The sequence below is a fragment of the Actinomycetota bacterium genome (genome assembly GCA_036280995.1).
In the GTDB taxonomy this organism is placed as follows: Bacteria; Actinomycetota; CALGFH01; order CALGFH01; family CALGFH01; genus CALGFH01.
The window spans coordinates 1-3,625 of sequence record DASUPQ010000190.1; the positions used below are offsets into that span (position 1 = coordinate 1).

The 3,625-nt window shown below is 73.2% G+C and carries 3 protein-coding genes; 1 reads left to right on the forward strand and 2 read right to left on the reverse strand.

Features of this window, described 5'->3' with window-relative positions:
* On the forward strand, window positions 1–1,170 hold a 1,170-nt coding region (locus tag VF468_06010), incomplete at its 5' end, for a dihydroxy-acid dehydratase (protein ID HEX5877865.1).
* Window positions 1,171–1,177: 7 nt separating this feature from the next.
* Here VF468_06010 and VF468_06015 read toward each other — a convergent pair.
* Both VF468_06015 and VF468_06020 read right to left on the reverse strand, forming a co-directional pair.
* Window positions 1,178–2,653: a PKD domain-containing protein gene (locus tag VF468_06015; GenBank protein HEX5877866.1), complete on the reverse strand. Its 1,476-nt coding sequence runs from the start codon at window positions 2,651–2,653 to the stop codon at window positions 1,178–1,180.
* Window positions 2,653–3,625, reverse strand: a 973-nt coding sequence (locus VF468_06020; GenBank protein ID HEX5877867.1) for a PQQ-dependent sugar dehydrogenase, incomplete at its 5' end; no start/stop codon positions are given. The genes VF468_06015 and VF468_06020, both read right to left, overlap by 1 nt.

Here is a 3,625-nt window from a genome sequence, read left to right on the forward strand (position 1 = left end):
GAGGCCGTGGGGGCGGTGGCCGCCGGCACCATGTCCGAGGAGGACCTGGACGAGCTGGAGCGGGTGGCCTGCCCGACGGCCGGGTCGTGCGCCGGCATGTACACGGCCAACACCATGGCGGCGGTGTCCGAGGCCATCGGCATGGCCCTGCCCGGGTCGGCCACCCCGCCGGCGGTGTCGGAGCGCCGCGCCGAGGCGGCCCGCCGCACCGGCGAGGCCGTGGTCAACCTGCTCCGGCTCGACATCCGGCCGCGCCAGATCATGACCAGGCCGGCCTTCCTGAACGCGGCCGCGGTGGTCATGGCCACCGCCGGGTCGACCAACGCCGTCCTCCACCTGCTGGCCATCGCCAACGAGGCCGGGGTGGAGCTGACCATGGACGACTTCGACGCCGTGAGCCGGCGCGTGCCCCACATCGTCGACATGCGCCCCGGCGGCCGCTTCGTCATGGCCGACGTCGACCGGGTCGGGGGCATCCCGGTGGTGCTGCGCGAGCTGCTGGGGGCGGGACTGCTGGACGGCGACGTCCTCACCGTCACGGGCAGGACCATGGCCGAGAACCTTGAGGGTGCGGGCGAGCCGGATGGCGAGGTCGTCCGCCGGGTCGCCTCCCCGATCGCCGCCGAGGGCGGCCTGGCCGTGCTCCGGGGCAGCCTCGCCCCCGACGGCTCGGTGGTGAAGATCCCCGGCAACGAGAACCTGGACTTCCGCGGCGCGGCCAAGGTCTTCGAGTCCGAGGAGGACTGCTTCGCCGCCGTCACCGGCGGCCACGTCGGCAAGGGCGACGTGCTGGTGATCCGCAACGAGGGCCCCAAGGGCGGACCCGGCATGCGCGAGATGCTGGCCGTCACCGGCGCCATCAAAGGGGCCGGCCTCGGCAAGGACGTGCTGCTGATCACCGACGGGCGCTTCTCCGGGGCCACCTACGGGGCCTGCGTCGGCCATGTCGCCCCCGAGGCGTTCGTAGGCGGGCCCATCGGCCTGGTCGTCGACGGCGACGTCATCTCCATCGACGTTGCCGCCCGCCGCCTCGACCTGGAGGTCGACCCGGACGAGCTCGACCGCCGCCGTGGCGCCTGGAAGGCGCCCGAGCCCCGCTACGCCCGGGGCGCCCTGGCCAAGTACGCCGCCCTGGTCGGGGGGGCCGACCAGGGCGCGGTCTGCGGCTAGCCCGTCGCTAGCCGGGGCGTTCGATGTCCAGGTAGTTGACCTTGTTGTTGCTGGCGCCGGCGCCGTTGCTGACCGTCAGGCGGCCGTCGCTGACGGTGACGGTGGCCGTCCCCTCGATCCACCGGGTCGACGAGGTCGGGGTGCCGCTCACCACCAGGACGCCCTCCACGTTGACCCGGAACACGCTGTTGACCTGGCTCGGGTCACCGCTGACGAGGTGGACCCGGTAGGTCCCGTTGGGCACGGCGATCTCGAACCCCGCGTTGGGGTTGGCCGGTTTCTGCATGTGGACCAGGGTGTCGTAGCGCTGGTCGGGTGACCGCGTCGAGTTGCGGTCCTTGGCCGTGTGGTTGGCGGCCGTCCAGCCGTAGGTGAAGGCGCCGCGGTTGCGGTAGGTCGTCCCGTCGGCCTTCAGGTAGCCGGCCGGCACGGCCGCGCTGGCCGGCTGGAAGTTCAGCCTGGCGTGGGAAACCCAGCCTTCCTGGTAGGTGGCCGTGTAGCTGGTGGCCGTGGCCGGGGCGACGATGTTGTGGGTCTGGGCGCCCCCGTCCGACCAGGAACGGAAGCCGTAGCTGCGGCCGCCGAGGGTCTGGGGCGAGGGGGCGCTGACCGAGTTGCTCGACCCCACGATCACCGTGCGCGTGAACGGGGCCGTGCCGCTGGCCGAGCCGACCGTCAGCTGGAGGCCGCTCGGGCTGGTCTGGAAGGTCAGGTTCACCGTCTGCGGGTCGAGCCGGACGGTCTCGGTGTCGCTGAGCCCGCCCGGGTCGGTCGCGGTCAGGGTCAGCTCCAGGTGGGACGGGTACTCGTGGTCGGGGGCGACGAAGCTGCCCGAGGCCACGCCGTTGAAGGTCTGGACCGGGTGCGAGTGGCAGTTGCCGCCGCCGTCGCAGTGCTGCAGCACCAGCGACCACGACAGGGCCGAGGCGGGCAGGTTGCCGCTCTGTGGGTCGGTCGCGCCGCCCGAGAACGTCACCGTGTCGCCCACCTTCCAGCGCAGCGAGGACGCCGGGGTGGAGATGGCCGCCGTGGGGGCGGTGTTGCCGGCGGTGATCGTCACCGCGTCGGTGTCGCTGGCCCCGAGGTTGTCGGTGACCCGCAGCCCGGGCATGTAGGTGCCGGGCTGCTGGTAGGTCCAGCTGGCCGTCACTCCGGTGGCGTCGTCGAAGGCGCCGTCGTCGTCCAGGTCCCAGGCGTAGCTGAGGGTGGCCCCGGGGTCGGGGTCGCTCGACCCGCCGCCGTTGAAGCTGACCGTCAGCGGGGCCGGCCGATTGGTCGGGGTGGCCGCGGCCACCGCCGTCGGCGGGGTGTTGGCGCCGGCGAAGCGGATCTTGCGGACCGCGCCGGCGGTGCCGCCCTGGAAGTCGGCGTACCACAGGTCACCCGTGACCGGGTTGACCTCCAGGTCGACCGGGTTGCTGGCCTGGGCCCCGAAGGTGGCCCGGTTGGCCGGGTCGGGCAGCCCGTTGGCGCCGGCCCGCATCACCCAGATGCAGTCGCGGGTGTAGTCGGCGAAGAACAGCGCCCCGCGGTAGTCGGCCGGGAACGACCCGCCCGACGACGGTAGAAGGCGACCCCGGCGGTCGAGGAGCCGCCCGACGGGCAGGTCTCGCCGGGCACGACCAGCCCGGAGTGGCTGTAGGTGTAGTAGGGGGCGGTGACCGCGGCGGCCCCGGCCGCGTACAGGTTCTCGCAGATGGTCAGGTTGGGGCTGTCGTAGCCGCTCTGGCGGCCGGCACCCTCGTAGCAGGGCCAGCCGAAGTTGGTCACCCTGGCGGTCGGGCTGGGGATGCGGTTGATCTCCTCCCAGTCGTTCCAGCCAACGTCGCCGGCCCACAGCTCATCGGAATCGGGGCGCATCGTGAAGCGGAAGGGGTTGCGCTGCCCGTAGGCGATGATCCGCCGGGCGTTGAGGTCGCTGGACCCGATCATGGGGTTGCCGGCCATGGCCGCCCCGGTGGCCGGGTCGACGCGGATGATCGTGCCGTCGAGACTGACCGGGTCGGCGGTGGTGCGCAGGTCCTGGCTGCGCAGGGCGCCGCCCTCGGCCGTCGGCGGGGCCAGGACCGTGCCGGCAGGGGTCGGCGGGTCGCCGCAGGGGTTGAGCGGGCTGCCATCCTGGCCGTAGTCGACGAAGTTGAAGCTGGCCCGGTCGCCGCCGCTGGCGTAGAGGGCGCCGTCACGGCCGAACTCCACCGCGCCGACGCTGTGGCTGGGGTACTGCTGGCACCAGTCCTCGATCAGCACCTGCTCGGCTCCGGTCATGGCGTTGCCGCCGGCGGTGGCCTGCAGGCGCGACAGCCGGCCCGAGACCAGGCAGCCGTCGGCGGTCGCCCCAGGCGGGGTGGGGCAGGGGTCGGAGTACACCCCGGGGTCCCCCCAGCGCGGCGCCGGGGCGGTCGAGCCGAGCTCGTGGTCGTAGGTGTAGAGGACGTAGACGTAGGGGTTGGTGGGG

Coding starts and splice junctions, on each gene's coding strand:
- VF468_06015 (HEX5877866.1), bottom strand. CDS start 2,653: ATGCGGGCCGGCGCCAACGGGCTGCCCGACCCGGCCAACCGGGCCACC.